The sequence below is a fragment of the Nonomuraea coxensis DSM 45129 genome (assembly GCF_019397265.1).
Classification (GTDB): domain Bacteria; phylum Actinomycetota; class Actinomycetes; order Streptosporangiales; family Streptosporangiaceae; genus Nonomuraea; species Nonomuraea coxensis.
Genome location: NZ_CP068985.1, coordinates 5,684,415 through 5,711,364 on the forward strand (window position 1 = coordinate 5,684,415; position 26,950 = coordinate 5,711,364).

The following is a 26,950-nucleotide window of genomic DNA, read 5'->3' on the forward strand; positions in this document are numbered from 1 at the left end:
CTACGGCTTGCGCCCCACCCCGCCGACGAAGGTTTGGTACGTGATGCCGGGAGTGGCGCGGTCGCCCTCGCCCGGCCGCCACTCCGGCAGCGGCACGAGGCCGGGCTCCAGCAGCTCCAGGCCGTCGAAGTAGGCCAGCACCTCCTCGCGGGTGCGCCAGCGGCCGGTGCCGAGATGCTCGTTGAACAGCCTCTCGGCCTCGGCCGCCTGCGCGGCGACCTCGGGGTGGGCCGCGCCCGGGTTGTGGAAGTGCGAGATGACCACGTGGCTGCCGGAGGCGAGCGGGGCCACCAGGCGGGCCACGATTCCGGCCGGGTCGTCCTCGTCGGCCAGGTGGTGCAGCAGCCCGAACATCAGCAGCCCCACCGGCCGGTCGAGGTCGATGAGGGCGCGCGTGCGCGGGTCGGCGAGGATGCTCTCCGGCTCGCGGGCGTCGGCGTGCACCACGGCCGTCGTGTCGTCGCCGGCGAGCAGCGCCCCGCCGTGGAGCTGCACGATCGGGTCGTGGTCGACGTAGACGACGTGCGCGCCCGGCGCGACCGCCTGGGCGATCTCGTGCACGTTGCCCTGCGTGGGCAGGCCCGAGCCGACGTCGAGGAACTGCCGGATCCCGGCCTCGCCCGCGAGGTGGCGGACCGTGCGCCGCAGGAACTCGCGGTTGGCCCTGGCGGCCTCCGGCGCGTCCGGCGCGATCTTCAGCGCCATCTCGGCGACGTGCCGGTCGACGGCGTAGTTGTCCTTGCCGCCGAGCATGAAGTCGTAGACGCGCGACACGCTCGGCCTGCTGGTGTCGATCCCCTGTGGTGCGCTTTCCTGCTCGTGGTCGGGCATCGCCGGCTCCTTGGGGTACGGGGGGACTACGCCGGCGATCTTAACCGGTCACCAGCCGTCGAGGTGGAGAACGTCGTCAAGCGGCTGCCGGTGGGCCGGCTTGAACGTCTCCCCCGTGTAGTAGGCCGTGGGGATGAGCGCGCCCTGCCGCACGCCGGACGGGATGCCGAGCAGCTCGGCGATCTCGGTCTCGTACACCAGGTGCAGGCTCGTCCAGGCGGTGCCGAGGCCGCGGGCGCGGGCGGCCAGCATGTAGCTCCACGCGGCCGGCAGCAGCGACCCCCAGAGCCCGGCCTGGTTGCCCTCGGGCAGCCTGGCCGCCTCGATGCAGGGGATCACGAGGACCGGCGCCTCGCCCATGTGCTCGCCCAGGTAGGCGGCGCTGTCGGAGACCCGCCGCTGGACCGCGGCCCGGTCGGGGTCGTCCTGGAACAGGGCGCCCGCCGAGGAGCCCGACGCGAGGTAGGCGCGGGTGGCCCGGCCGTAGTAGTCGCCGATCGCCTTGCGCCGCTCGGGGTCGGTGACCACGACCCAGTGCCAGCCCTGGGCGTTGCCGCCGCTCGGGGCCTGCAACGCGATCTCCAGGCACTCGCGGACGAGTTCCATGGGCACGGGCCGGGTCAGGTCGAGGCGCTTGCGGACGCTGCGGGTGGTGGTGAGCAGCTCGTCGGGTGTCATGGGCCCATCATGCCAACCCGCCACCCCCGCGCCGGGGAGGCTCAGGCGGCGCCGAGCCAGAGGTCGGGGCCGAAGACCTCGTAGTGGATGTCCTTCGGGGCGACGCCCGCCCCGATGAGCCGGCCGCGGACCGCCCGCATGAACGGCACCGGCCCGCACATGTACACCTCCGCGCCCTCGGGGATCGCCACCCCGTCCAGGTCCATGAGGCCGGTGCGGGCGCCCTCGGGCGCGTCCCGCTCGTACCAGAGGATCTGCTCGGCGCCGGCCTCGGCGGCGAGGCGGGCCATGTCGGCGCGCAGCGCGTGGGCGGCCACGTCCCGGTCGGCGTGCAGGACCAGCACCTGGCGGGGGTCGCCGGCGCGGGCCAGGTGGCCGAGCATGGCGGTGATCGGGGTGCAGCCGATGCCGGCCGACACGAGCACGAGCGGGGCGTCGCCCGCACGCAGCGCGACGTCGCCGAACGGCGCGGACAGGGTCAGCTCGTCGCCCTCGGCGGCGGTGGCGTGCAGCAGGGCGGAGACCTCGCCGTCGTCCACGCGCTTGACCGTGATCCTGCGCAGGCCGCCGTCCCCCTCCCCGGAGAGGGTGTACTGGCGGAGCTGGTGGACGCCGTCGGGCATGCGGACGCGGACGCTCACGTACTGGCCGGGCAGGGCGGGCGGGACGGGCTCGTCGCCGAGCGGGCGCAGCAGCAGGGACATGGCGTCCGGCGTCTCCTCGCGCCGCTCCACGACCTGCCAGGTCCGCCAGGTGCGGCCGTTCTCGGCGCCGGCGGCGGCGTACACGCGGGCCTCGATCGCGATGAGCGCGCCGGCCATCAGCCAGTAGACCTCGTCCCAGGCGGCGGCCACGTCGGGGGTCACGGCGTCGCCGAGGACCTCCGCGATGGCGCCGAACAGGTACTTGTGGACGATGACGTACTGGTCCTCGGTGACGCCGACGGCGGCGTGCTTGTGGGCGATGCGCGACAGCATCACGTCGGGGCGCTCGTCCGGGTGGTCGAGCAGCATGGTCGCGAAGGCCGCGATGGAGCCGGCCAGGGCGCGCCGCTGCTCGCCGCTCCGCTGGTTGCCGCGGTTGAACAGGCCGTCGAGCAGCTCCGGGCGGTCGGCGAACATCGTGTCGTAGAACCGCGCGGTGATGGTGTCGAGCTGGGCCGCGACGACGGGCAGCGTCGCGCGGACGACGGCCGCGCTCTCCTCGGACAGCATGGAAGAAACCCCCAGATCCTTAAAATTGGTATCTGGGATTCATATTATTGGGCGAGCGGCGCGGCCCGTTCCCCGGGGGTCGTGAGGGACAGCAGCACCGGCCCGGTCGGCGCCTCGACCAGCGAGGCGACGGTGACGCCGTCGAGCGTGGCGTAGAACGCCTCCTGGGCCTGGCGCAGCGCGCCGCGCAGCCGGCAGGCGGCCCGCAGCGGGCAGGGCACCGCGTCCTCGCACCCCACCACGTCGTCGCCGCCCTCCAGCGCGCGGACGATGCCCCCGACCGTCGCGGCGCGCCCGCGCGCCGCGAGCTGCATCCCGCCGCCCCGCCCCCGCCTGGCCTCGACCAGCCCCAGCTCGCTGAGCCTGGCGACGGCCTTGGCCGCGTGGGTGTAAGGGACGGCGAGCGCGTCGGCCACGGCCCGCGTGGTCAGCAGCTCGTCAGCCCCGGCCACGGCCAGCCGCATCACGATGCGCAGGGAGATGTCGGTGAAGGCGGTCAGGCGCATGGTTCCACGGTATGCCGCCCGGCCGCCTTCCCTGGCCGCCTTCCCTGGCCGCCTTCCCTGGCCGCCGCGTCAGACCCGGCCGAGCACCGCCATGGCGGGCAGCGGGCGGTCGGCGAAGTCGAAGAGCGCCTGGTTCTCCCAGGCGTTGCCGGAGGACGGGTCGGCCGGGTCCCAGCCGTTGCCCGGCACCCCGGTCCAGGTCGCCTCCCACGTGAACAGGCCGAGGCCGAGACCGTTCGGGATCCGCCTGACGATGTCGGCGACCTTCGCCAGCATGGCCGCCTGGCCCTGCGGCGTCGCCCGGTAGCCGGGGTACGGCTCGGGCGAGAGGATGAGGTTCTCCCAGCCGTCGTCGTCGGCCGTGGTGAAGGGGTAGCCGGTCTCCACGACGACGATCGGCTTGCCGTAGCGGGTGGCGACGTCGTTCACGTTCGCCTGGAAGCTCTCCAGCGTCCCGTGCCAGTACGGGTAGTACGACACCCCGATGACGTCGTGCCGGATGCCGTGCGCGGCGGCGTTGTCGAACCACCACCGGTACAACCCGTTGTCGCCGCCGTTGGCCAGGTGCAGCACGACCTTGGTCGCGGGCGAGACCCGCTTGACGGCGTCGTAGCCGGCGTTCAGCAGCGCGGCGGTGTTCGCCCAGTTCGCGTTGGAGCCGTCGGGCCAGAGCAGGCCGCCGTTGATCTCGTTGCCGACCTGGACGAGGTCGGCGGGGGTGCCCTGGCGGCGCAGCGCGTCGAGCACGTCGTAGGTGTGGTCGTGGACGGCCTGCCGGAGCCCGTCGAGGCTCAGCCCCTCCCACGCCGCCGGCTTGTACTGCTTGCCCGGGTCGGCCCAGGTGTCGGAGTAGTGGAAGTCGATGAACAGCTTCAGCCCCTGGGCCTTGGCGCGCTTGGCCACGGCGAGCACCCTGGCCTTGGTGTTGTAGCCGTCGGCCGGGTTCACCCAGACCTTGAGCCGGATGAAGGTGAGCCCCGCCTGGGAGAGGACGCGCAGGGCGTCGGCGCGGCGGCCGAGGGCGTCGCGGTAGACGCCGCCGAGCGCCTCGGACTTGGCCAGGCTGGAGACGTCGGCGCCGCGGATCGCCAGGGGCGCCCCGGGGCCGTGGGCCTGGGCCGCCTGGGCGGGCTGGGCCGCCAGCGGGGCGGCGGTGAGTAACAGCAGGGACAGGACGGTCAGGATGCGCCTCATGCGCGTTCTCCTTCGGGTCGGGGGGTTTCCTCGACGACCGTGACGGCGCCGGCCGCGACGGTGACCCGGCCGTCGCAGCGCACGCCGTCGAACACGCTGACGCCGGTCACCCCCTCGACCGTCACCGGCTCGTCGCCGTGGTTGACGAGGAACAGGTGGCGGCCCCGGCGGACGAGCTCCAGCTCCTCGGGCAGGCCGCGCGGCCGCGACACGCCCGCGTGGTCGAGCACCTGCCCGAGCAGCTCCCGCAACGCCCGGCCACCGGCGGCCCCGGCGGCGGGCGCAGTGGCGGGCGCAGTGTCGGGCGCAGTGTCGGGGTCGCCGACGGGGGCGGTGGCGAGGTACCAGGCGGTGCCGGCACCGAGGTCGTGCCGGGTGAAGGCGGGGTGGCCGGCGTCGGGGCCGGCGGCGAAGGCGCGCACGGCGACGGCCCCCGCCGGCCGCACCCGCTCCGACCAGATCCGCCCCCGTACCGCCCCCGCGCCGGGTTCGGCGGTCAGGGGGACGCTCTCGCCCTGCCGCAGCGGGTGGAACTCCTCGACCGAGAGGCCGAGCAGCTCACGCAGCGCGCCCGGGTGGGGGCCGGGGTGGATGGTGTCGTACTCGTCCACGATGCCGGAGAAGTACGACACCAGCAGGTGCCCGCCCGCCTCGACGTACCGGTGGAGGTTCTTGGCGCCGCCCTCGGTCAGCAGGTAGGAGCTGGGCGCCACCACCACCCGATACCCCGAAATATCAGCAGAAGGATGGACGAAGTCCACGGTCACGTGCTCCCGCCACAACGCCTCGTAGAAGGCGTCCATCCGCTCGCGGAAGGACAGGTCCACCGACGGCCGCCAGTCCAGCTCCAGCGCCCAGTACGACTCCCAGTCCCAGACCAGCGCCACCTCGGCCCGCACCCTGCTCCCCCGCACCCCGGCCAGCCGCCGCAGGTCGGCCCCCAGGCGGACCACCTCGCGCCACTGCTCGGAGTCGGTCCCCGCGTGCGGCACCAGCCCCGAGTGGAACTTCTCGGCCCCGAACCTGGAGGCCCGCCACTGGAAGAACAGCACGCTGTCGGAGCCGCGCGCCACGTGGGCGAGGCTGTTGCGGCGCATCTCGCCGGGCCGCTTGGCGACGTTGCGCGGCTGCCAGTTGACCGCCCCCGCGGAGTGCTCCATGAGCATCCAGGGCGCGCCGCCCGCCACCGAGCGGGCGAGGTCGGCGGACATCGCCAGGTCGATGTGGTTGTCGGGCTGCTCGGCGCGCAGGTAGTGGTCGTTGGCGACGACGTCGAGCTCGCGGGCCCACTGCCAGAGGTCGGTGGACTTGCAGTTGACGGTGCCGGCGAAGTTCGTGGTGACGGGCAGGTGCGGGGTGAGCTCGCGCAGGATGTCGCGCTGGAGCGCGTAGTGCTCGCGGTGCTGGCCGTCGCTGAAGCGGGCGTAGTCCAGGCGCTGGGCGGGGTTGACGACCGTGTGGTTGTGGCGCGGGGCGTCGATCTGCGACCAGTCGGTGTAGGTCTGGCCCCAGAAGGTGGTCCCCCATGCCTCGTTCAGCGCGGAGATGTCCTGGTACGTGGCGCGCAGCCACCCCCGCCACGCGGTGACGCTGTGCTCGCAGTAGCACTCCCCGAGCGGCGCCCCGTACTCGTTGTGCACGTGCCACATGGCCACGGCGGGATGGTCGCGGTAGTGCTCGCCCAGCGCCCGCACCAGCCGGGCGGTCGCCTCGCGGAAGGCCGGCGCACTGGAGCAGGCGCTCTGCCGCCCGCCGAACCCGATCCGCACGCCCTCCCTGGTCACCGGCAGCACGTCGGGGTGCGCGGCGACGAACCAGGCGGGCGGCGCGGCCGTCGGGGTGGCGAGGTCCACGGCGACGCCGGCCGCGTGCAGCCGGTCGAGGATCTCGTCCAGCCAGCCGAACTCGTAGCGTCCCTCGGCCGGCTCCATCAGCGCCCACGAGAACATGCCCAGGCTGACCAGGTTGACCCCGGCCTCCCGCATGAGGGCCGCGTCCTCCTCCAGGATCTCGCGCGGCCACTGCTCTGGGTTGTAGTCCCCGCCGAAGGCGAGGCCGGCAGGACGCTCCGGATACATCCATCCCCCTTGGAAAGCTTCTGTGAACGTGCACAGTAATCCCATCCGTCCGCCGATGGGAACAGGTCGGGGCGGATCAGCGGGTTTTCCGCGGGTTAACGAGAACGTAACGCCTCTTGACGGGCATTTCAGCGCTGTTCCACTCTGTGCACGTTCACAGAACCTTACGGAGGTACGCATGCGCGCCAACCGTCTTGGAGCAGCACTGGCCGTCGCCCTCACGGCCACCCTCGCCGCCTGCGGGTCCGGCGAGCCCGCCCCCCAGAGCTCCGCGGCGCCGCAAAGCTCCGCCCCCGCGGCCCAGGGGCCGGTCAAGCTCACCTACTGGACCTGGGCCCCCAACATGGACAAGATCGTGGAGGTCTGGAACAAGGCGCACCCGGACATCCAGGTCACCGTCAGCAAGCAGGCCGGCGGCGACGACGCGGCGGCCAAGTACCTCACCGCCGCCAAGGCCGGCAACCCGCCCGACCTGGTGCAGGCCGAGTACCAGCACCTTCCGTCGTTCATCGCCGCCGACGCGGTGGCCGACCTCAAGGCCGAGACCGCCGCCGTCCAGGGCGAGTTCAGTGAGGGCCTGTGGCGCCTGGTCACGCTCGGCACCGAAGGCGTCTACGGCATCCCGCAGGACAGCGGCCCCATGATGCTCTTCTACCGCCAGGACCTGTTCGACAAGTACGGCATCGAGCTGCCGAAGACCTGGCAGGAGTACGCCGACGCGGCCCGCGCCCTCCGCAAGAAGGACCCCAAGGTCCACCTCGGCACGTTCTCCAGCAAGGACCCGGGAGCGTTCACAGGCTACGCCCAGCAGGCCGGCGCCCAATGGTGGTCGATCGAGGGCGAGTCCTGGAAGGTGAACATCTCCGACGAGGCCACCACCAAGGTCGCCGACTACTGGGGCGGTCTGGTGAAGGAGGGCGCCATCGACGACATGCCGTACTTCACCCCCGAGTGGAACAAGGCGCTCAACGACGGCAAGCTGCTCACCTGGCCGTCCGCGGTCTGGGCGCCCGGCGTGCTGTCCAGCAACGCGCCCAAGGCCAAGGGCAAGTGGGCCGTCGCCCCGCTCCCCCAGTGGAACGCCGGCGAGAACGTCAGCGGCTTCTGGGGCGGCTCCTCCACCGCCGTGTCGGCCAAGACGCCGAACAAGGCCGCCGCCGCGCAGTTCGCCACCTGGCTCAACACCGACCCCGCCGCGATCGAGCTGCTGGTCAAGGAGGCCGCGATCTACCCGGCGGCCACCAAGGCCCAGTCGGCGCTCGGCGAGGCCCCCGATTACTTCTCCAACCAGCCCGACTTCTGGCAGCAGGCCGCCGCCGTCTCCGCCGGCGCCCGCGGCTTCACCTTCGGCCCGAACGTCGGCGTGACGTACAACGCCTTCAAGGACTCCTTCGACAAGGCCGTCCAGAACAAGTCGTCCTTCGCCGAGGCCGTGCGGTCCATGCAGGACGCCACGGTCGCCGACATGCGCAAGGCCGGCTTCCAGATCGCGCATTGACATCCCCCCTCGTGAACGAGGGGATTCCGACCGTCGCCGGTCGGCCTTCCTGCTTCACCGCCGGCCGCCCGCCCGAGAGGAGGACTCCCGCTTGAGGTCCTACACCAGCTCCACAGGCGTTTCAGCTCTCCGCCAGCCCGGCGGCGAGCAACATGTTCCGGGCCGCGTTCACCTCCCGGTCATGCACCGCGCCACACGCACAAACCCACACCCGGACACTCAACGGCAACGTCTCCTGCAGCGTCCCGCAGACCGAGCACAACTTGGAGGAGGGAAAGAAGCGGTCTGCCACCGCCAGCGTGCGTCCGTACCAGTCCGTCTTGTACTCCAGCATGCGCCGCAGCTCCCGCCAGCCGGCGTCGGAGATGGCGCGGGCCAGGGCATGGTTCTTGAGCAGGTTGCGGACGGCCAGGTCCTCCACGGCGATCACTTGGGCGATCACTTGATTCTCGCGAACAAGCCGTGTGGTGACCTTGTGCAGGTAGTCCCGGCGCCGGTCGGCGATCCGGGCATGCACCCGTGCCACCTTCAGCCGGGCCTTGGCCCGGTTGTTAGACCCCTTCTGTTTGCGGGCCAGCGCCCGCTGCGCCTTGGCCAGCCTGCGTCGTTCGCGACGCTCGTGACGGGGGTTGGCGATCTGCTCGCCGCACGACAGCGTGAGCAGCGCGGTGAGGCCGGTGTCCACGCCCGTCGACCGCTCGACCGGCGGCAAAGGCGCGATCTTCTCCTCGACCAGAAGGGACACGAACCAGCGCCCGGCCGCGTCCCTGGACACGGTGACCGTGGACGGCTCTGCCCCCTCGGGGAGTGGACGCGACCACACGATGTCCAGCGGCGCGCCCATCTTCGCCAGGGTCAGCGCGGCCGACGACTCCGTATAGGAGACACCCCGCCCCTCCTCGGTGTAGGCACGGGTCCGCTCCTCCAGAGCCTTGTTGTAGACCAGGCGCACGCAGCCGAACGTCCGAACAAGCTCCTCGGCCTGCTCGGGGGTCGGATGGAAGCGGTACTTGTAAGCCCGCTTCACCAGCTGCGCCACCCCTCGATCATATGTACGAGATCACCCGCGCACCGGCCGATGCCGAAAGACGGCGGTCCACTTGCTCCTGCCCTGCTCCGCAGGAGTCCGATTCCTCCCCCGCCTGAGGGCGGGGATCTCCTCGGAGGTTCCCGATGAACCAGGGACGAAGGAGCGCCTGGCCGTACCTCTTCCTGACCCCGGCGGTCGTGCTGTTCACGCTCTTCCTCGCCGTGCCCATCGGCTACACGTTCCACCTGGCGATGCGCAGGACCAAGGTGTCGGGGCTCGGGCTCGGGAAGGGGGCACGGCGGGAGGTGTTCGTCGGCTTCGACAACTTCTCCGCCGCGCTCGCCGACGCCGAGCTGTGGCAGGGCTGGCTGCGGGTGCTCGGGTACGGGGCGCTGGTGCTGGTCGTCATGCTCGGCCTCGCGCTGCTGTTCGCGCTGCTGCTGGACTCGGCGCGGGTGCGGCTGGCGCGCTTCTCCCGGATCGCGATCTTCCTGCCGTACGCGGTGCCGGGGGTGGCCGCCACCCTGCTGTGGGGCTTCCTCTACCTGCCCTCGCTCAGCCCGATCCGCTCCGTGCTCGACGCCGACCTGCTCGGGGCCACCACCGTCACGTACTCCATGGCGAACGTGGCGGTGTGGGGCGGCACCGGCTTCAACATGCTCGTGCTCTACACCACGCTCCGGGCCATCCCGCGCGACCTGTACGAGGCCGCGCGGCTCGACGGCGCCTCGGAGCTCCAGATCGCCGTCCGGGTCAAGATCCCGATCCTGACCCCGGCGATCATCCTCACCACGGTGTTCTCGATCATCGCCACCGTCCAGGTGTTCACCGAGCCCACCACGCTGCGCCCGCTGACCAACACGATCAGCTCCACCTGGAGCCCGCTCATGAAGGTCTACCGGGACGCCTTCATCACCGGCGACCTGTACTCGGCCGCCGCCACCTCGATCGTCATCGCGGCGGTCTCGCTCGTCCTGTCGTTCGGGTTCCTGCGCGTGGTCCGCAACCACGCCTTCGGGGAGGGCTGATGGCCGGGGTCACCGCCGCCACCTCGCACCGCCGCCGCTCGCGTGGCGGGGCCGTCCACGGCTCGTGGGGCATCGCGCCGACCGCGCTGCTGCTCCTCGGGGCGATCTACTGCCTGTTCCCGGTGTTCTGGGTGTTCATCGCGGCCACCAAGTCGCCGGGCGAGCTGTTCAGCACCTCGACGCTGGCGTTCGGCACGGGCTTCCTCGACAACGTCGAGCAGCTCTTCGCCTACCGCGACGGCGTGTTCTGGCTGTGGGCGGGCAACACGCTGCTCTACGCGGGCGGCGGGGCGCTGCTGTCCACCGCGGTCTCGGCGATCTCCGGGTACGCGCTGGCGAAGTACCGCTTCCCCGGCCGGAACGTGATCTTCAACATCCTCATCGGCGGCATCCTGGTGCCCGCCGTGGTGCTGGCCATCCCGCAGTACCTGCTGTTCAGCAAGTTCGGACTGGCGGACACGTACTGGGCGGTGCTGCTGCCGCAGATCCTGCACCCGTACAGCATCTATCTGGCCCGCATCTACGCTTCGGCGGCCATCCCCGACTCGCTGCTGGAGGCGGGCAGGATCGACGGGGCGGGCGAGGGCCGGCTGATGGCGCGGGTGGCGATGCCGCTCATGGTGCCCGGCATGGTGACGATCTTCCTGTTCCAGTTCGTGGCGATCTGGAACAACTTCCTGCTGCCGTTCATCATGCTGGGCGACGACGGCAAGTTCCCGCTCACGGTCGGCCTCTACACGCTGCTCATGGCCGGGGCCAACCAGCCCGCGCTCTACAACCTGATCCTCACCGGGGCGTTCCTGTCGATCGTGCCGTTGATCGCGTTGTTCCTCACGATGCAGCGATACTGGAGGACCGATCTGTCCTCCGGAGCCGTGAAATGAAACGCCCTACGATCCACGATGTGGCCGCGGCCGCGGGCGTGTCCCGCGGCACGGTCTCCCGCCTGCTCAACGGGGACAAATATGTCAGCCCCGCGGCGCGCGTGGCCATCGAGCGGGCCATCTCGGAGACCGGCTACGTCGTCAACCGGGCCGCCAGGAGCCTGGTCACCCAGCGCACTGGCTCGGTGGTGATGGTGCTGTCCGAGCCGCACGAGAAACTGTTCGAGGACCCCAACTACAGCACGCTGATCAGGGTCGCGATCAGGATGCTGGCCGAGCGGGACCTGTCGCTGGTGATGATGATGGCCGGCGACGAGGGCGACCGCGAGCGGGTGGTCCGCTACGTGCGCGGCGGCCACGCCGACGGGGTGCTGCTGGTCTCCACGCACGCGGGCGACCCCCTGGTGGAGGCCCTGGGCTCCGGCGGGCCGCCCGCGGTGTCGGTCGGCGCGGTGATCGGGCACGAGAACGTCATCCCGTACGCGGCGGCCGACGAGCGCCTCGGCGCCCGCCAGATGACCGAGTACTTCGTCCGCCAGGGCCGCCGCAGGATCGCGATGATCACCGGACCGATGGACACGCCGGGCGGCATCCAGCGCCTGGAGGGCTTCGCCGAGGTGCTGGGACGCAAGGCGACCCAGCGGCTCATCGCGCACGGCGACTGGACGCAGGCGAGCGGCGAGCGGGCGATGCACGAGCTGCTGGAGCGCTCCCCCGACCTCGACGCCGTCTTCGTCGCTTCCGACCTGATGGCGGCGGGCGCCCTCGCGGCGCTGCGGGCGGCCGGCCGGCGGGTGCCGGACGACGTGGCGGTGGGCGGGTTCGACGACTCGGCGGTGGCGGTCTCGACCCATCCGCCGCTGACCACGATCCGCCAGCCGCTCGCCGAGATGGCGCAGGAGACGATGCGGCTGCTGTTCGCGCTGCTGGACGGGGCCGGTCCCGTCGAGCCCGTGGTGCTGCCGACCGAGCTGGTGGTACGGGAGTCCGCCTGATCGGGACAAATGACGAAAAGAGGAGATCTTTCGGGGCGCGGCATCGTACGATCATCGGCAACGTCCCCCCGGGACGGCGCAGTCAGGAGGAGCCGACGGTGGCCGACAGCGAGCAGGAGCGCGCACCGCGCGGGATCGACACGACGAGACCCAGCGTCTCGCGGGTCTACGACTTCATGCTCGGCGGCAAGGACAACTACGAGGCCGACCGGATGGCGGCGCGGCGGGCGCTGGAGGTCGCGCCGGACGCGCCCCAGGCCGCGCGGGCCAACCGCGAGTTCCTGGGCCGGGTGGTGCGCTTCCTCGCCGGCGAAGCCGGGATCCGGCAGTTCCTCGACATCGGCTCGGGCCTGCCCACTCAGGGCAACGTGCACGAGATCGCCCAGGCGGTCGCGCCCGGCTCGCACGTCGTCTACGTCGACCACGACCCGATCGTGCTCGTCCACGGCCGGGCCCTGCTCGCCGTGGACGACACCACCACCGTGGTCGAGGCCGACCTGCTCGACCCCGAGGCGATCCTGCACAACCCCGAGGTCAGGCGGCTGATCGACTTCGAGCGGCCGGTCGCGCTGCTGCTGCTGGGCATCCTGCACCACCTGGCCGACCACGAGAACCCCGGCGGCATCACCCGGCGGCTGATGGACCGCCTGGTGCCCGGTAGCTACCTCGCCGTCTCCCACTTCCACAACCCCGGGCCCGAGCTGCCCGAGGTGTCGCGGCAGGCGTACGCGGCGGAGAAGATCTTCAACGAGACGATGGGCACCGGGCGCTGGCGCACCCGCGAGGAGATCCTCGCCTACTTCGACGGGCTGGAGCTGCTGGAGCCCGGCCTGGTGCCGCTGCCCGAGTGGCGGCCGGACGAGGGCGACCACGCCATGCCCGGGATCACGTACCACACGTTCGTGGGCGGGGTGGCCCGCAAGCCCGAGCTCTGACGGCTCAGATCGCCCCGGCGTAGACCCATCTGCCGTCCAGCCGGACGAACCGGCTGTGCTCCTCCATCTCGCCCGGCCGTCCGCGCTCCACGTAGTGGGCGCGGAAGCGGACCGTGCCCTCGGTGTGCACGACGCTGCCGCCCGTGGCGCCCAGGACCTCCAGCCTGGTCCAGCGCAGCCGCCGGTCGAGGTCGAGCCGGGCGGGGCGGCCGGCCGGCTGCCAGGTGCGCAGCAGGTAGGCCGCGTCGCCCACGGCGAAGGCGCTGAAGCGCGAGCGCATGAGCTGCTCGGCGGTGGCCGCCGCCGCCTCGCCGCGGTGGAACCGGCCGCAGCAGTCGTCGTAGGGGGCGGGCAGGCCGCAGGGGCACGGTCGGGCGGGCATGCGCCCTATTGTGCACCCAGCCGGCGGGCCAGGGCGGTCAGGGTGGCGCCGAGCGGGGCGTCCACGAGCAGCGCGGCGTCGGCGTCGCCGCCGGTCGGGCCCTGGTTGACGATCGCGATCGGCACGCCGCGCGCCGCCGCCCGCTCCACGAACCGCAGCCCCGACCTGATCGCCAGCGAGGAGCCCAGCACGAGCAGCGCCCGCGCGCTCTCCACGACGGCGAAGCACTCCTCGACGCGCGGGCGGGGGACGTTCTCGCCGAAGAACACCACGTCCGGCTTGAGCAGGCCGCCGCAGGCCGTGCAGTCGACCACGCGGAACCCGGCGACCTGCTCGTCGGTGAGCACCGCGTCGCCGTCGGGGTTGATCATGTCGCTGGTGGCCTCCCAGCCGGGATTGGCCTCGCGCAGGCGGCGGTCCAGCTCGGCGCGCGAGGTGCGCGCGCGGCAGCTCAGGCACGCCACCCGGTCGAGGCCGCCGTGCAGCTCGATGACCCGGTCCGCGCCGGCCGCCTGGTGCAGGCCGTCGACGTTCTGGGTGACGATGCCGCTGACCAGGCCGTGCCGCTCCAGCGCCGCCACGGCGCGATGCCCGGCGTTGGGCCTGGCCAGGCCGATCTGCCGCCAGCCGACGTGGCTGCGCGCCCAGTAACGCCGCCGCGCCTCGTGGCTGGCGACGAACCGCTGGTAGGTCATCGGCTCGGCCCGCCGCGCCCGCCCGGTCGGCCCCCGGTAGTCGGGAATGCCCGACTCGGTGGACAACCCGGCCCCGCTCAACACCGCCACCCCACCCCGCCCGACCAGCGCGTCCAACGCGGCCGGCCCATCCAACGCGGCCGGCTCGTGCGGGCCGCCGGGGAGCGCCTCCCTGGTGCTGCCTCGTGTCACGTCTTCCATGGTGCCCGACGCGGCCCCGTGCCCGGGTCACCCCCTCCCCCCGCTAGCGCAGGACCCCGGCCGCGGCGAGCTCGGCGGTGAGGCGGCGGCGGGCGGGCTCGGCCAGGAGGTCGAGGGCGTGCGGGTCGGCGGCCAGCCGGATGACCGGCGCGACCAGGAGATGGTGCAGGCGGATCGAGCGGCCGGAACGCAGGTTGACGGCGAACGTCCCCGGCCCCCGCCCGTCGGGGCCGGCCCCCGCGACGACCTCCGCGCAGGGATCCCAGGCGCCGCCCGGCGGGCCGGGGGCGGCGGGCCCCGCGGGCCCGGCGACGGAGCAGGCCGCCAGCCGCCCCGCCGGCAGCCCCGGCAGCCGCTCCAGCCACCGCCGTACGAGGATCGCGACCTCCCCGGGCGACAGGCTCCCCGGCGCGTCGAACTCCGTCCAGCGGGCCAGGTCGTGACCGGCCGGTGGCGGGCGCCGTGCCGCGTCGCCCGCCGTCCAGAGCGCGCGCACCCCCATCCGGTACGGCCGCACCCCCGCCGGCCGCACCCCCGCGAGCCCGCCCGCCAGCAGTTCCGCCGACTCCTCCACCACCTCGGCGGTGATGCCGGGCGCGCCCACCGCCAGCTCGCCCGTCACCGGCACGCCCGGCGGGAGCGCGGCCCGCAGGCGGCGCAGGTCGGCGGTCACGCCGGTGAGGCCGGTGGCCACGCCCAGGAAGTCGACCCGGGTGAGCTTCAGGGTCAGCCCCCGGCACCGGGCCAGCGCCTCCCCCGGGAGCGCCGCGGCCCGCGCCACGTCGAGCCGCCCCGCCCACGGCGCGTCGCCTCCGGGCAGCGGCCGGGTCCCCGTGATCCACCGCACCGGCTCGACGCCCCCGCGTCCCGAGCCGGCGGCTCCGTCACGTCCGTGCCAGGGAGGTCTGATCACCTGCTCGGGTGACCAGCCGCCCCATCTCACCCCGGCCAGCTCCGGGACCCGCCGCAGCGCCCGCCGGTGCTCGGCGACGTGCCGCCCGCACAGAGTCACGCCCTCCCCCAGGGCCGCGACCAGCGCGAACGCGGCCGGGAGCTGACCGGCGCGGTCGATCACGATGTGGGCCCGCCGCCCGCGCGTCACCTCCCTGGCCAGCTCGACCTCGGGCGCGAACAGCTCGCACCTGCGGGCGGCCCCGAGCAGGTCGCGGCTGCTCTCCGGGCTGCCCTCGGTGAGCTCCAGCCCGTCCACGGCGAGCCGGACGGCGGGGTCGGCGGCCAGGCCCAGCGCGGTGCCGACGGCCCGTACGTGGGCGTCGTCGTACACCCCTCGCGCCAGGATGGCCGCCGCGGCCCGCCCGATCAGCGCGGTGAGCGGCCCGCCGGGACGCCGGTCGGCGGCGGCCCGCAGCCGGGCGGGGTCGGCGAGCCGCCGGACGAGGTGCTCGTTGAGGTCGAGGAGCGTCATCCCGGCGGGCGGCGCCACCTCGGTGGTGAAGTCCGCCAGCGGCGGCACCACGAGCACGTCGGGCGCGTCCATCACCCGCGTTCCTCCGTCCGCGGAGAGGGGCATGGGCCTGCGGCGGGCCGCAGGTAGACGCAGCGGAGCACGGCGGCGAAGCGCAGCCCGCCCTCGCGCAGCCAGCAGTCGTCGGGTCCAGGCAGGGCCTCGGTGAGCGTGAGCCCGTCGCCGACGGCCCCGGCCAGCGCGGCCAGCTCGGCGATGAGGGAGGGGGCGCGGGTGTCGACGTAGAGGGGGCGCCGTCCGGAGGGGCCGGCGGCGAAGAACGTGCGGGGCAGATCGTGTGCCTCGCGCAGCCGGGCCATGGCGAGCAGCAGGTCGCGCTCGCCCGATCCTGAGGCGTGCCGCAGCGGGTCGGACACGGCCCGCCCGGGCCGCCAGCACCGCCGCGCGAGCACGACGTTCCCCCAGGTGAGGCGGGGCAGGGAGGGCAGGAGGGGAAGGGCGGGCGGCCGGATCCCCGGCAGCGCGAGCGCGGTGCGCAGGGCGCTGCCCGGCCCGCCGTTGTGGAACATCAGCGGCTCGCCGGTGCCCTTGGCGCGCAGCACGGCTATGCGGCCGTCGCTGTGGACGTGGAGCCCGTCGAGGCCGAGGCGGCGCCGCCGGGGGCCGGCCGTCGCGCCGCCCCGCTCCAGGACGGGGCCGGGCAGCTCCAGCGGGGGCAGGCCGTCGGCGCGGGGCGCGACGACGTTGAGGGCGGTGAAGCCGTCGAGCACGCGGGCGGCGGCGGCGTCCCGCTCGGCGACGAGCAGGGCGCCGTCGCGGACGGGCGGCGGCTCCCAGGGGCCGAGCCGGGGCGCGTCGTGGAGCTTGTCGAGGACGAGCGGGGTGACGCCCCTCTCGTACGCCTCCAGCGACGCCGCCGCCACCATGACGTCGGCCGCGCAGAGCACGGGCGCGGCCGGCGGGACGGGCTCCCCCGCCACCGCGGCCAGGTCGAGGACGGCGGCGCCGGGTGGCGCGGCGCGGACGAGCCCGGCGATCCTGTCGCCGCGGCACACCTCGAGGTCGCGGGCCGCGCCCAGCGCCTCGGCCAGCGTGAAGGTGCCGGCGCCGAGCCGCGCGGCGAGCAGCCGGTTGGTGCGCAGCCGGGTCTGCTCGGCCTCCTCGGCGAGCAGGGCGAGCGCGGCGGGCACCTGGTCGCGCAGGTCGGCGGCGAGCGGTCCGCCGGCGGTGAGGCGGAGGGTGCCGGCGGCGGCCTCGTGCACGATGAGGCGTTCGTCGCGCCCGGCCCGCTGCCCGCCGCCGGCGAGGGCCTCGATGCGGCTCTGCACGGCCAGTTTCACCTCGGGCGCGGCGGCGGGGTAGCGCTCCAGCAGGCCGGCGAGTTCGCGGACGCGCCGCGCGACGGGCAGGTCCGCGCCCCCGGCGGCGCGGGGGCCGGCGACGGCGCGCCGGCGCTGGGCGGGCACGCCGCGCGCGGCCACGAGGCCGCGTTCGGGCACGGCGGGCCCGTCGTCGCCGGGCAGCCGGGCCAGCAGCCAGCCGACCGGGTCGGGGACGGTGGCGGGCGGGCACAGGTCGTGGGTGAGCAGTCCGCGGCGCACGGCGACGGCGAGCGCGGCCGAGGCGCGTTCCATGCTGATGCCGCAGCCGGCGGCGATCTCGGCGACGGTGCGGCGGCCGTCGCAGCGGGCGGCGAAGGCGGCGGCGTCGCGCGGGGGCGCCGCGCCGGCGCGCAGGCGGGGCACGAGCCCGGCGACGACGGCGGGGTCGGCGAGGAGGAGCTGCTGGAGCGCCTCGCCGACGCGGGCGGCGGGGTAGGCGACGCGGCGGTTGATCTCGCGGTACCCGGCCCAGGCGTAGCCGCTGGGGAGGGCGGGCTCGACGCGGGCGACGCCGGTGGGGGCGTGGAAGCCGGTCGGGGCGGCCCTGGTGGCGAGCCGCTGCACGTGGGTGGCGAGCCTCGCGGGGTCGGCGGGGGCGCGCCGCAGGTCGCGGTAGGCGGCGGGGGCGGAGCAGACGAGGGCGTCGAGGAAGCGCTCGTCGGAGGTGACGCCGGTGACGGCCGCCCTGGCCAGCGCGGCGTCGGCGGCGACGACCTCGGCGAGGGCGAGCCTGGCCTCCTCCAGCAGGCCGGTGACGTGGTTCCAGTCGGCGAGCCAGTCCTCGGGGCCTGGGGTGCCGGGCGGCAGGGGGCGCAGGCGGCGCAGGCGTCCGCGGAGCCCGCGCGGCAGCCGTGAGGCGCCCGTCCGGCCGGCGTGCGGGCCGGCCGGACGGGCCTCGCGGCGGGCCGGCGCGCCGGCGAGCAGGCCGAGGGCCCGCGTCTCCAGCAGCGCGACGGCGGCCGCGGTCTCCGCCGCCCTGGGGCAGGCCAGGGATTGGACGAGCTCCAAGGGGAACCCGGCGGTCCTGACGACCACGGACGGCAACAGGATCCACTCGCGGTCTGGCAACGTGCCGGGTTCGCCCATGTACACGTTCCCCTTTCTCGAGGCCATTTTTCGGAATGTGGTAACACAGATATTTACAAGATCATTTACTTCTGTCAATGCGTTCCCTGATGAGAAATCGTCACACTCGGCTAACCCTCTGCACCGGACATATCCCGACCAAGTCCGGAAAATCACCTCATGCGAGTCACGGGCGTTTACTTTCCGTAGTCGCGGGCATATCAGGGCTGCACAGACTGCCCTTCGGGGCGGAACGAACGGCGGGAATTTCTCCGGAGAATGGCGGTTAATTGTCCGGCGGTTGTTCGCGCGCGGCCCGGCCCGTTGTTTTCCGCGCCCGCCGCGCCGGGCACGACCATCGGGACGGGGGAACGACGGCACGGAATGAGGGACGCCCGTGGCGAATGGCGGTGAACGGCGGCGCGTGGGCCCCTCGCTCCCGACGCCGGTGTTCCTGGGGGCGCTCATCGCCGTCACCGTGGCGCTGATCGCCCTCGACTCCTTCACCAGCACGGCGGTGCGCCTGCTGCCGCTGCTGGTCTTCCTGCCCTCGATCGCGGCGGGGCTCGGCAACGTGCGGCAGACCGCGTTCGCGTCCGTGTGGGTGGTGCTGGTGATGGCCGGCACGCTCGGCTACCTGAGGGCCGACTTCGAGGACAGCCTGCTCGCCGCGGGCTTCACGGGGCTGTTCGGCGTGGCGGCCGTGATCAGCTGCCGCTACCGGGTGCACCGCGAGGAGGAGGTCTACCGGCTGCGCTCGGCGGCGGCGGCGCTCCAGCGGCAGATCGTCCGCCCGCTCCCCCTGCGCAGCGGCGACGTCGTGGTGGACGGCCTCTACCAGCCGGTCGAGGAGGACGCGATGGTGGGCGGCGACATGTACGAGGTGGCCGCCTCCCCTCATGGCACCCGCCTGCTCATCGCCGACGTCCAGGGCAAGGGCCTGCCCGCGATCGGCACCGCCCTCGCCGTGCTCGGGGCCTTCCGCGAGGCCGCGCACCGCGAGCCCACCCTGGTCGGGGTGGTGGAGGCGATGGAGTCGGCGGTGACCCGGCACAATCTCGGCGCGGGGCGCAGCGGCGAGCCCGAGCGCCTGGTGACCGCCCTGGTGCTCGACATCCGCCGGGGCCCGGTGGTGGAGGCGGTCAACTGCGGGCACATCCCCCCGTACATCATCCACAACGGGCGGGCCTACCAGTCCTCGCTCGGCGAGCCCGCGGTGCCGCTCGGCGTGGCCGCGCTGGCTCCGGGGCCGCGCGCCGTCGCCTGGTTCGCCTTCCCCGCCGGGGCGACCATGTTGCTGTGCACCGACGGCGTGACCGAGGCCCGCGACAGCGCGGGGACGTTCTACCCGCTGGCGGCGCGGCTGCGCGCCTGGGCCCGGCATCCGCCCCGCCGCCTGGCCGAGACGGTCGGCGCGGACGTGCGGAGCTTCACCGGCGCGCCCCTGCGTGACGACGTCGCGATCCTGACCGTGACGAGGACCCGCGGATCGTCGTGAACCACTGCGGCAAGCGGTGCGTATCTCCACACATCGGACACGTGGTGTTCCGTGGAGGTGTCGTGGAGCTCAGCCTGCTGCGTACACAGGCGCACAGCCCGTCGTACTTCTCACTGTTGCGCGGCTCGTCCGGCGAGCGCGCACCGGTGGACTTCTGCATACCGTGCAACCCGTACTTCCCGACGCCCGAGATCTTCGAGCACCTCGGGAGGAATCTGGAGACGATACTCAAGTTCTGCCCGAGCGACGCCGGCACGATCACCGCCGAGCTGTGCGCCACGCTGGGGCTGCACGCAGGGCAACTTCCTGCTGGTCAAGCTGCCGCCGGGGCACGACGGGGTACCGCCCGCCAACCCCCTGTCGGCCTGAGCACTGGGGCGTAAGGCGTACGGTACGCTGTACGCCTAACACGGAGCACCCGGGACGATGTACGCTGTCCCGGCTAACTCCTTACGCCCTAAGCAATCTCGCCGACAAAGGGGTCCCGTGGTTCCCACGCACCGCCACGACCACACCGCCGCCGACGGCCACGACCTGATCCAGGTCCGTGGCGCCCGGGAGAACAACCTCAAGGACGTCTCCCTCGACATCCCCAAGCGCCGCCTCACCGTCTTCACCGGAGTGTCCGGCTCCGGCAAGTCCTCGCTCGTCTTCGACACCATCGCCGCCGAGTCGCGGCGGCTCATCGACGAGACCTACAGCGCGTTCGTGCAGGGCTTCATGCCGAGCCAGGCCCGCCCCGACGTGGACGCCCTGCACAACCTGAGCGCCGCGATCATCGTCGACCAGGAGCGCATGGGCGCCAACGCCCGCTCCACCGTGGGCACCGCCACCGACGCGCACACCATGCTGCGCATCATCTTCAGCCGCATCGGCGTCCCCCACGTCGGCTCCGCCTCCGCCTTCAGCTTCAACCTCGCCGAGGGCATGTGCCCGGCCTGTGAGGGCCTCGGCAAGGCGTCGGAGATCGACGTGGACGCGCTGGTCGACAGGGAGCTGTCGCTGAACGAGGGCGCCGTCAAGGTCCCCGGCCACGCCGTGGACAGCTGGCTCTGGCAGGTCCTGGCCGCCTCCGGCCTCTACGACCCCGCCGTCAAGCTGAAGGACTTCACCCCGCAGCAGTGGGAGGACCTGCTCCACAAACCGCCCACCAAGATCAAGTACGGCTCCAACACCTTCACCTACGAAGGGCTCGCCGTCCGGGTCCGGCGCAGCTACCTGGGCAAGGACCGCGAGTCGATGCAGCCGGCCGCCCGCGCCTTCGCCGAGCGGGCGCTCAAGCTGACCACCTGCCCCGACTGCGGCGGCTCCCGGCTCAACGAGGCGGCCCGCTCGGCCAGGATCGCCGGGCGCAACATCGCCGAGTGCTCGGCCATGCAGGTCGACGACCTCGCCGAGTTCGTTCGCGGCCTCTCCGGCGAGGCCGTCGGCCCGGTGCTGGACGGCCTGCTCGCCACGCTCGACTCGCTGACCGGCATCGGCCTCGGCTACCTCAGCCTGGACCGCGAGTCGGCCACCCTGTCCGGCGGCGAGGCCCAGCGGGTCAAGATGGTGCGCCATCTCAACTCCAGCCTCACCGACGTCACCTACGTCTTCGACGAGCCGACCGCGGGGCTGCACCCGCACGACGTCCAGCGGATGAACGAGCTGCTGCTGCGGCTGCGCGACAAGGGCAACACGGTGCTGGTCGTCGAGCACAAGCCGGAGACGATCGCGATCGCCGACCACGTGGTGGACCTCGGACCGGCCGCGGGCTCCGGCGGCGGGCAGGTCTGCTACGCGGGCGACCTCGACGGGCTGCGCGCCTCCGGCACGCTCACCGGCCGCTACCTGGGCCACCGGGCACGGCTGCGCGAGCGGCCCCGCACGCCCTCCGGGCACCTGCGGATCGAGGGCGCGGACCGGCACAACCTGCGCGACGTCACGGTGGACGTGCCGCTCGGCGTGCTGACCGTGGTCACCGGCGTGGCGGGGTCGGGCAAGAGCTCGCTCATCCACGGCTACGTCGCCGGCCGCGAGGGCGTGGTCGTGGCCGACCAGTCGCCGATCCGCGGCTCGCGCCGCAGCAACCCGGCCACCTACACCGGCCTGCTCGACCCCATCAGGACCGCGTTCGCCAAGGCCAACGGGGTCAAGCCGGGCCTGTTCAGCGCCAACTCCGAGGGCGCCTGCCCGGCGTGCAAGGGCATCGGGCTCATCTACACCGACCTGCAGATGATGGCCGAGGTCGCGTCGGTGTGCGAGAAGTGCGAGGGGCGGCGCTTCACGCCGGAGGTGCTGACGTACACGCTGCGCGGCAAGAACATCAGCGACGTGCTCGGCATGTCCGTGGCCGAGGCCGCCGGGTTCTTCACCACCGGGCAGGCCAAGGGCGTCCTGGAGCGGATGGCCGCCGTCGGGCTCGGCTACCTCGGGCTGGGGCAGCCGCTGACCACGCTGTCCGGCGGCGAGCGGCAGCGGCTCAAGCTGGCCATCCACATGGCGCGGGGCGGGACGACGTACGTGCTGGACGAGCCGACGACCGGCCTGCACCTGGCCGACGTGGACCAGCTCCTCGCGCTGCTGGACCGGCTGGTCGAGGACGGCAACTCGGTCATCGTCATCGAGCACCACCAGGCCGTGATGGCGCACGCCGACTGGATCATCGACCTCGGTCCCGGCGCGGGTCACGACGGCGGCCAGGTGGTCTTCACGGGCACCCCGGCCGAGCTGGTCGCGAACGGCGACACGCGCACCGCCACCCACCTGCGGCGGTACGTGACCGGCTGAGCCTCAGACCGCCAGCCGGGCCAGGACCCGCGCGAACTCCGGCGGCGGCGCCACCACCAGGCGGGTCTGGCCGCCCTTCATGACGACGTCGGCCTTGATGAGGGTCAGCCGCCCGTCGTGCCACCAGTGCACCTGCGGGCTCAGCCCGCCGGTGCGGGCGGCGTGCACGCGCAGCCGCTCGATGGCGCGCACCACGCCGATCCCGTCCACCGGGTGCACGATCAGCGTGTACGGGTCAGGCAGCACCACCAGTACGCCGTCCGGCGGCACCGGCAGGTGGTCGGCCAGCCACCGCAGGTGGGTGGCGGCCGACGGCGCCGTCCCGGTGAGCCGGACCACCGGCGTGCCGGACAGCTCGACGGGCTCGGCGGTCAGCCGCTCCTCGCGGCGCACGTTCGCCACGGCCAGGTCGAGCGCCTGCGCCGTGGGCACGGGCCAGCACCCGGCCTCCTCGGGCCGCACGGGGCGGCCGCCGGCGGTCAGCAGCTCCACGAGGTCGGCGTTGAGGTGGCGGCCCACGATCCTCGTCGGGTCGGCCAGCTCGTCCACGGACTCCACGCGGGTGCGCAGCAGCGGGGCGGCCTGATCCAGGTCGCACAGGTCCGCCGGCTCTCCCGCGGTGGCCACGGCGTGCGCCAGGTGCTCGCTGACCAGCACCGGCCAGTCCTCCCTGGCCCGCCGTCCCGCCTCGCGGCGCAGCCCGGTGAGCCGGACGGTCAGCGTGGGCTCGCCCCGCAGCGTGAGCGAGCCGCCGTCGGCGGCGAACTCGCAGGCGAAGCCCCGGGACTCGGCGACCAGCGCGAGCAGCGAGTCGAGATCGGCGTCCGCGTCGGGCCGGCGCGCGGGCTCTCGCTCTCGCTTGAAGAAGCTCACGCGCGCTGTCCCTTTCTTCCGGATTCGTCCCTCCTAGGGTGCCCGCTCCCCATCGCGGTTCGGACCAGACAGCGAGCACGATTCGGTATCGATAACCCCAAGTCTTCCCAGCCAGAGGCTCATTTGCGGCGACCCGTGACCCGCCGGAAGCCCGGCCAGGACGGGCACGCCGAGCGGCGCCAGCCGGTCCCGCAGCACGGGGTAGGGGTCGCCGCACTCCACCCACGACCCGAGCGCGATCCCGCGCACCCCGTCGAACGCCCCGGCCTGCAGCAACTGGGTGAGCATCCGGTCGATCCGGTACGGCTCCTCCCCCACGTCCTCCAGGAAGGCGAGCCGCCCGTCGAAGGACGGCTGCCACCGGGTGCCGCACATGGACGCCAGCAGCGACAGGTTGCCCCCTGACAGCTCGCCCTCGGCCCGGCCGGGCACCAGCACCAGATCGCCGCGCACGCTCTCCTGGACGCCCGACAGGGCCGCCTGGAGGCTCGCCCAGGAGAGCGGCTCGGGGCCGCCCTCGCCGGCCAGCAGCTGGCAGGCCGGCATCGGGCCGTGCAGGGTGGACACGCCCAGCTCGATCGCGAAGGCGTTGTGCAGCGCCGTGATGTCGCTGGAGCCGAGCAGCACCTTGGGCCCCGCCGCCCGCATGGCGTCCCAGTCGAGCAGGCCGAGCAGCCGCCCCGCGCCGTAGCCGCCGCGGCAGCAGAACACCGCGCGCACCGCCGGGTCGCACCAGGCGGCCTGCAGGTCGGCGGCGCGGTCGGCGTCCGCGCCCGCGAGGTAGTCGAGCTCCTGCCGGTCGAGCACGTGCGCGCCCACGACGACCTTCAGCCCGAGCCCTTCCAGCCGCCGCACGCCCTCCCGGAGCAGGGTCGCGGGAGGCGGGCCGGAGGGCGCGACGATCGCGACCGTGTCACCGGGCCGCAGGTCAGCTTGCTGCATCGATCAACTCCTGGAGGTGGACCGGCGGCCGGACGTGGACCCGCGGCGCCGTTGGCTCGTTCACCCGCCAAACGGTGTCACACTTGGGTGGCGTATGCGACTTCCGCCCCACATCCTCGTCGTCAACGGCGTCAAGGTCCGCCGCCCGGTGTTCCTGCTGGGCGCTCCGCACTCCGGCGCCGCGCTGCTGGCCCGCGCCCTCAAGCGCTCCCCCGGCTTCCACGTGACGATGGGCCGCGCGAGCGTGGCGCACGTGCTCCACGCCTTCGCCCGCAAGCCGTCCATCGCCCGCACCTCCGGGGCCGTGCGCGTGCTGCGTGACGCGCTCGCCGAGTCGTGGCAGGTGCTGCCCGGCTCGTGCGGGGAGTGCGCGGCGCCGTGCCGGGAGGCGGGCGGCGTCACCGGCGCTGGCCCGTGCGTGGCCACCGGCGACATCGTGCGTTTCGGCGACGGCAGCCCCGACCTCATCTACAGCGCGCCGGTGCTGCTCCAGGCCTTTCCCGACGCCCGGTTCGTGCAGCTCGTCCGCGACGGCAGGGACGTCGCCGCCGACATGCTCGCCGATCCCGCCTGCCTGGCCTGGTTCCGCCCGGCGATGCTGGGCGGCGGGACCGAGTTCCCCAACGCCTTCCTCGGCGTCAGCAAGGACGAGCACCTCGAACACTGGAAGGGCATGCCCGCGGCGGGCAAGTGCGCGCTGCGCTGGCGCAGCGCCGTGCGGCTGAGCGCCGAGCTGCGCCGCTCCCTGCCCGCCGGCCGGCTCCTGACCCTGCGCTACGAGGACCTGGTGCGCGGCCCCGCGCAGGCCGCGGCCACGCTCGCCGAGCACCTGGAGACGCGGGTGCCGAAGGTCGCGCTGTACGGCCACGAGGCCGGGGCCGGCGCCTGGCGCTCCCGGCTCCGCCCGTCGGACGTCGAGCTGGTGGAGCGGGTGGCGCGCAAGGAGCTCACCCGGCTGGGCTACCTGACGAGCTGAACTGGGTGCGGTAGAGCTCGGCGTAGAGCCCGCCGCGCGCCAGCAGCTCCTCGTGCCGGCCGCGCTCGGCGATCCGGCCCTCGTGCACGACGAGGATCTCGTCGGCCTCCCTGATCGTGGAGAGCCGGTGCGCGATGACCAGCGAGGTGCGGCCCTCCAGCGCGGTCTTCAGCGCCACCTGCACGGCCGCCTCCGACTCGGAGTCGAGATGCGCGGTCGCCTCGTCCAGCACGACCACGCGGGGCGCCTTGAGCAGCAGCCGGGCCAGCGCGAGGCGCTGCTTCTCGCCGCCGGACAGCCGGTAGCCGCGGTCGCCGACCACGGTGTCGAGCCCCTCGGGCAGGGACTCGACGAGGTCGCCGATCTGCGCGGCCTTCAGCGCCGCCCAGATCTCCTCGTCGGTGGCCTCCGGCCTGGCGTAGCGGAGGTTGGCCCCGATCGTGTCGTGGTAGAGATGCGGGTCCTGCATGACCACGCCCACGGTGTCGCGGAGCGAGGCGAGGGTGGCCTCGCGCACGTCGAGTCCGTTGAGCCGGACGGCGCCCTCGTCGACGTCGTAGAGGCGCGAGACCAGCGAGGTGATCGTGGTCTTGCCCGCGCCCGAGTGGCCGACCAGGGCGACGAGCTGCCCGGGGCGGGCGGTGAACGACACGCCCTTGAGCACGGGGTGGGAGGGACCTGTGTCCTGCCGGGCCACCGACTCCAGGCTGGCGAGCGAGACCTCCTCGGCGGCCGGGTAGCGGAAGCGCACGTCGTCGAACTCGATCGTCACCGGCCCCTCCGGCACCGGCACGGCGTCGCGGCGCTCGGCCACCATGGGCTTGAGGTCGAGGATCTCGAAGACGCGGTCGAAGCTGACCAGCGCCGTCATGACGTCCACGTGCACGTTGGACAGCGAGGTGAGCGGGCCGTAGAGGCGCATCAGCAGCGCGGCCAGGGCCACGAGCGTGCCCAGCTCGAAGTAGCCGGTGACCGACAGGACGCCGCCGATGCCGTAGACCAGGGCCGTGGCGAGCGCCGCGACCAGGCCGAGGGCGACGCGGAAGACGGTGCCGTACATGCCGACGCGGACTCCGACGTCGCGCACCCTCGCGGCCCGCGCGCCGAACACCGCGGCGTCGTCCTCGGGGCGGCCGTACAGCTTGGCGACCATGGCGCCGGCGACGTTGAAGCGCTCGGTCGTGACCGAGCTCATCTCGGCGTCGAGCTGCATCTGCTCGCGGGTCAGGGCGGACATGCGGCGTCCGACGTATTTTGCGGGCACCACGAAGATCGGCAGCAGGACCAGCGCGACCAGCGTCACCTGCCACGACAGCGCCAGCATGGCGCCCAGCACCAGGACCAGGCTCACCACGTTGGACACGACCGACGACAGGGTGCTGGTGAGCGCGCGCTGCGCGCCGATCACGTCGGTGTTGAGCCTGCTGACCAGGGCGCCGGTCTGGGCGCGCATGAAGAACGCGACCGGCATGCGCTGCACGTGGTCGAACACCTCGGTGCGCAGGTCGTAGATCAGGCCCTCGCCGATGCGCGCGGAGAACCAGCGCTGCACGAGCGTCAGGGCGGCGTCCAGCAGCGCGAGCGCGCCGATGGCGACGGCCAGCCAGATCACCACGCCGGTGCGCTTCGGCAGGATGCCGTCGTCGATGATCGCCTTCATGAGCAGCGGGTTGGCGACCACGATGACCGCGCCCGCCACCACCAGCACCAGGAACGCGGCGATCTGCCGGGTGTAGGGGCGCGCGTAGCCGGCGATGCGCCGCGCGATCCCGGGGCGCAGGCGCTGCCTGACCACCGACTCGTCGCGGCGCAACGAGCTCATCACGTGAGGGCCGAAGCCCCCTCCCATCATCGCCATATCCGGGGGATC

General features: G+C 73.4%; 22 protein-coding genes and 1 pseudogene. 9 read left to right on the top strand and 14 right to left on the bottom strand.

Going from position 1 to position 26,950, the window contains the following annotated elements:
- The 6 genes from Nocox_RS26600 to Nocox_RS26625 all read right to left on the bottom strand — a co-directional run bounded on the left by Nocox_RS26600 (nucleotide 1) and on the right by Nocox_RS26625 (nucleotide 6,501).
- Nucleotides 1–831: an SAM-dependent methyltransferase gene (locus Nocox_RS26600; RefSeq protein ID WP_020547511.1), complete on the bottom strand. Its 831-nt coding sequence runs from the start codon at nucleotides 829–831 to the stop codon at nucleotides 1–3.
- A 48-nt stretch (nucleotides 832–879) separates the two neighbouring features.
- Nucleotides 880–1,509 carry a nitroreductase family protein gene (locus Nocox_RS26605; protein ID WP_020547510.1) on the bottom strand — a complete coding sequence of 210 codons (630 nt, stop codon included), beginning with the start codon at nucleotides 1,507–1,509 and terminating at the stop codon, nucleotides 880–882.
- Between the two features lie 41 nt (nucleotides 1,510–1,550).
- Nucleotides 1,551–2,723: a globin domain-containing protein gene (locus Nocox_RS26610; protein WP_020547509.1), complete on the bottom strand. Its 1,173-nt coding sequence runs from the start codon at nucleotides 2,721–2,723 to the stop codon at nucleotides 1,551–1,553.
- Nucleotides 2,724–2,767: 44 nt separating this feature from the next.
- Nucleotides 2,768–3,229: an RrF2 family transcriptional regulator gene (locus Nocox_RS26615; RefSeq protein ID WP_020547508.1), complete on the bottom strand. Its 462-nt coding sequence runs from the start codon at nucleotides 3,227–3,229 to the stop codon at nucleotides 2,768–2,770.
- A 69-nt stretch (nucleotides 3,230–3,298) separates the two neighbouring features.
- Complete coding sequence (locus Nocox_RS26620; protein ID WP_020547507.1) at nucleotides 3,299–4,423, bottom strand: glycoside hydrolase family 53 protein; 1,125 nt, start codon at nucleotides 4,421–4,423, stop codon at nucleotides 3,299–3,301.
- Nucleotides 4,420–6,501: a beta-galactosidase gene (locus Nocox_RS26625; protein WP_020547506.1), complete on the bottom strand. Its 2,082-nt coding sequence runs from the start codon at nucleotides 6,499–6,501 to the stop codon at nucleotides 4,420–4,422. The genes Nocox_RS26620 and Nocox_RS26625 overlap by 4 nt, the downstream gene beginning before the upstream one ends.
- Nucleotides 6,502–6,679: 178 nt before the next feature.
- Here Nocox_RS26625 and Nocox_RS26630 point away from each other — a divergent pair, with 178 nt between their 5' ends.
- Nucleotides 6,680–7,999, top strand: coding sequence for an ABC transporter substrate-binding protein (locus Nocox_RS26630; protein WP_020547505.1), 1,320 nt, complete (start codon nucleotides 6,680–6,682; stop codon nucleotides 7,997–7,999).
- A 31-nt stretch (nucleotides 8,000–8,030) separates the two neighbouring features.
- On the opposite strand, the pseudogene Nocox_RS26635 reads toward Nocox_RS26630, so the two are convergent.
- Nucleotides 8,031–9,038, bottom strand: a pseudogene (locus Nocox_RS26635) (RNA-guided endonuclease InsQ/TnpB family protein); the annotation flags it as partial.
- A 134-nt stretch (nucleotides 9,039–9,172) separates the two neighbouring features.
- Here Nocox_RS26635 and Nocox_RS26640 point away from each other — a divergent pair.
- The 4 genes from Nocox_RS26640 to Nocox_RS26655 all read left to right on the top strand — a co-directional run bounded on the left by Nocox_RS26640 (nucleotide 9,173) and on the right by Nocox_RS26655 (nucleotide 12,871).
- A complete protein-coding gene (locus tag Nocox_RS26640) occupies nucleotides 9,173–10,057 on the top strand; it encodes a carbohydrate ABC transporter permease (RefSeq protein ID WP_020547504.1) in 885 nt (294 codons plus the stop codon).
- Nucleotides 10,057–10,941 (top strand): carbohydrate ABC transporter permease, encoded by an 885-nt coding sequence (locus Nocox_RS26645; RefSeq protein WP_020547503.1) that lies wholly within the window; start codon nucleotides 10,057–10,059, stop codon nucleotides 10,939–10,941. The genes Nocox_RS26640 and Nocox_RS26645 overlap by 1 nt, the downstream gene beginning before the upstream one ends.
- A gap of 20 nt (nucleotides 10,942–10,961) precedes the next feature.
- A complete protein-coding gene (locus Nocox_RS26650; protein WP_020547502.1) occupies nucleotides 10,962–11,936 on the top strand; it encodes a LacI family DNA-binding transcriptional regulator in 975 nt (324 codons plus the stop codon).
- Between the two features lie 98 nt (nucleotides 11,937–12,034).
- Nucleotides 12,035–12,871 (top strand): SAM-dependent methyltransferase, encoded by an 837-nt coding sequence (locus Nocox_RS26655; RefSeq protein ID WP_020547501.1) that lies wholly within the window; start codon nucleotides 12,035–12,037, stop codon nucleotides 12,869–12,871.
- Nucleotides 12,872–12,875: 4 nt separating this feature from the next.
- On the opposite strand, the gene Nocox_RS26660 is transcribed toward Nocox_RS26655, so the two are convergent.
- Genes Nocox_RS26660 through Nocox_RS26675 form a run of 4 tightly spaced genes read right to left on the bottom strand, consistent with a single transcriptional unit; the run spans nucleotide 12,876 to nucleotide 18,070 of the window.
- Nucleotides 12,876–13,253 (bottom strand): YchJ family protein, encoded by a 378-nt coding sequence (locus Nocox_RS26660; RefSeq protein ID WP_020547500.1) that lies wholly within the window; start codon nucleotides 13,251–13,253, stop codon nucleotides 12,876–12,878.
- Nucleotides 13,254–13,258: 5 nt separating this feature from the next.
- Complete coding sequence (locus tag Nocox_RS26665; RefSeq protein WP_246649554.1) at nucleotides 13,259–14,140, bottom strand: NAD-dependent protein deacetylase; 882 nt, start codon at nucleotides 14,138–14,140, stop codon at nucleotides 13,259–13,261.
- 52 nt (nucleotides 14,141–14,192) lie between these two features.
- Nucleotides 14,193–15,647, bottom strand: a complete 1,455-nt coding sequence (locus Nocox_RS26670; protein WP_020547498.1) for a hypothetical protein — start codon at nucleotides 15,645–15,647, stop codon at nucleotides 14,193–14,195.
- A complete protein-coding gene (locus Nocox_RS26675; RefSeq protein ID WP_051112788.1) occupies nucleotides 15,647–18,070 on the bottom strand; it encodes a lantibiotic dehydratase family protein in 2,424 nt (807 codons plus the stop codon). The genes Nocox_RS26670 and Nocox_RS26675 overlap by 1 nt, the downstream gene beginning before the upstream one ends.
- Before the next feature lie 349 nt (nucleotides 18,071–18,419).
- Between Nocox_RS26675 and Nocox_RS26680 the strand changes: the two genes are divergently transcribed.
- From Nocox_RS26680 to Nocox_RS26690, 3 genes are all read left to right on the top strand, one after another.
- Nucleotides 18,420–19,520 (top strand): PP2C family protein-serine/threonine phosphatase, encoded by a 1,101-nt coding sequence (locus Nocox_RS26680; RefSeq protein WP_026215224.1) that lies wholly within the window; start codon nucleotides 18,420–18,422, stop codon nucleotides 19,518–19,520.
- A 62-nt stretch (nucleotides 19,521–19,582) separates the two neighbouring features.
- A complete protein-coding gene (locus tag Nocox_RS26685) occupies nucleotides 19,583–19,903 on the top strand; it encodes a hypothetical protein (RefSeq protein WP_020547495.1) in 321 nt (106 codons plus the stop codon).
- Nucleotides 19,904–20,006: 103 nt separating this feature from the next.
- A complete protein-coding gene (locus tag Nocox_RS26690) occupies nucleotides 20,007–22,289 on the top strand; it encodes an ATP-binding cassette domain-containing protein (RefSeq protein WP_020547494.1) in 2,283 nt (760 codons plus the stop codon).
- 3 nt (nucleotides 22,290–22,292) lie between these two features.
- Here Nocox_RS26690 and Nocox_RS26695 read toward each other — a convergent pair whose 3' ends face one another.
- Both Nocox_RS26695 and Nocox_RS26700 read right to left on the bottom strand, forming a co-directional pair.
- A complete protein-coding gene (locus Nocox_RS26695) occupies nucleotides 22,293–23,162 on the bottom strand; it encodes a hypothetical protein (RefSeq protein WP_020547493.1) in 870 nt (289 codons plus the stop codon).
- A gap of 33 nt (nucleotides 23,163–23,195) precedes the next feature.
- The gene (locus Nocox_RS26700; RefSeq protein ID WP_020547492.1) at nucleotides 23,196–24,104 is read right to left on the bottom strand and encodes a S66 peptidase family protein; all 909 of its coding nucleotides are present in this window, start codon (nucleotides 24,102–24,104) and stop codon (nucleotides 23,196–23,198) included.
- Between the two features lie 94 nt (nucleotides 24,105–24,198).
- Between Nocox_RS26700 and Nocox_RS26705 the strand changes: the two genes are divergently transcribed.
- On the top strand, nucleotides 24,199–25,080 hold the full coding sequence (locus Nocox_RS26705) for a sulfotransferase family protein (RefSeq protein WP_020547491.1): 882 nt from the start codon (nucleotides 24,199–24,201) through the stop codon (nucleotides 25,078–25,080).
- Here the strand turns inward: Nocox_RS26705 and Nocox_RS26710 are convergent.
- Nucleotides 25,052–26,938 carry an ABC transporter ATP-binding protein gene (locus Nocox_RS26710; protein ID WP_020547490.1) on the bottom strand — a complete coding sequence of 629 codons (1,887 nt, stop codon included), beginning with the start codon at nucleotides 26,936–26,938 and terminating at the stop codon, nucleotides 25,052–25,054. The two genes, Nocox_RS26705 and Nocox_RS26710, sit on opposite strands and share 29 nt — an antisense overlap.
- Nucleotides 26,939–26,950 lie beyond the last annotated feature (12 nt).